The organism is Mycobacterium sp. 852002-51971_SCH5477799-a, from assembly GCF_001667145.1.
Taxonomy (GTDB): Bacteria; Actinomycetota; Actinomycetes; order Mycobacteriales; family Mycobacteriaceae; genus Mycobacterium.
The window spans coordinates 1-820 of record NZ_LZIF01000127.1; the positions used below are offsets into that span (position 1 = coordinate 1).

At 62.6% G+C, this 820-nt stretch carries 1 protein-coding gene; it reads right to left on the reverse strand.

Annotation, left to right across the window (positions count from 1 at the left end; genetic code table 11):
* Positions 1-820, reverse strand: an 820-nt coding sequence (locus A5753_RS23460) for an AMP-binding protein (protein ID WP_156656215.1), incomplete at both ends; no start/stop codon positions are given.

Here is an 820-nt window from a genome sequence, read left to right on the forward strand (position 1 = left end):
CGCCCGCCACATACAACTCACCGACCACCCCAGCGGGCACCGGACGCAACCAGTTATCGAGCACAAAAAACCCCAGATGCGCCAACGGCACCCCGATCGGGCTGACCATGCGCTCAACATCGCCGGCGGCGATCTCCCGCAACGAGGCGTGCACCGTCGTCTCGGTAATGCCATACATATTGATCAACCGCGGCAACACCGGATGACGCTCCAACCACCCCCCAAGCCGCTGCGGCTCGAGCGCCTCACCACCGAACACCACAGTCGACAACGTGAGCTGATCAGCCAACTCAGGTGCAAGCCCCTCAGCGCTCTGCAACGCATAAAACGCCGACGGTGTCTGACTGAGCACACTGACCTGCTCACCCACCAACACTTCGAGCAAGTCTTCTGGTGAACGCACCACCGACTCGGGCACCACCACCAACCGCCCGCCGTATAACAGCGCCCCCCAGATCTCCCACACCGAATAGTCAAACGCCAACGAATGACACTGCGACCACACCTGCTCTGGCGCAGGGATGATACCGAAATCCAGTGCCTCGAACAGTCGGGTCACGTTGCGGTGGGTGGTGGCCGTCCCCTTAGGCACACCAGTAGTGCCCGAGGTGTAAATCAGATACGCGATGTCGTCCTCTGCCGGCCCCGGCAATCCAGTGCTGGGCTGGGTGTCGATGCGCGCATCGTTGACCTCGATCACCGACAGCTCATAGCCCTGCACCCGCTCGGCCAACTCCGCGGTGGTCACCACCGCGACCGGCCCCGCATCAGCGAGCATGAACTGCATCCGCGCCCCCGGCTGTGTCGGATCGATCTGTAA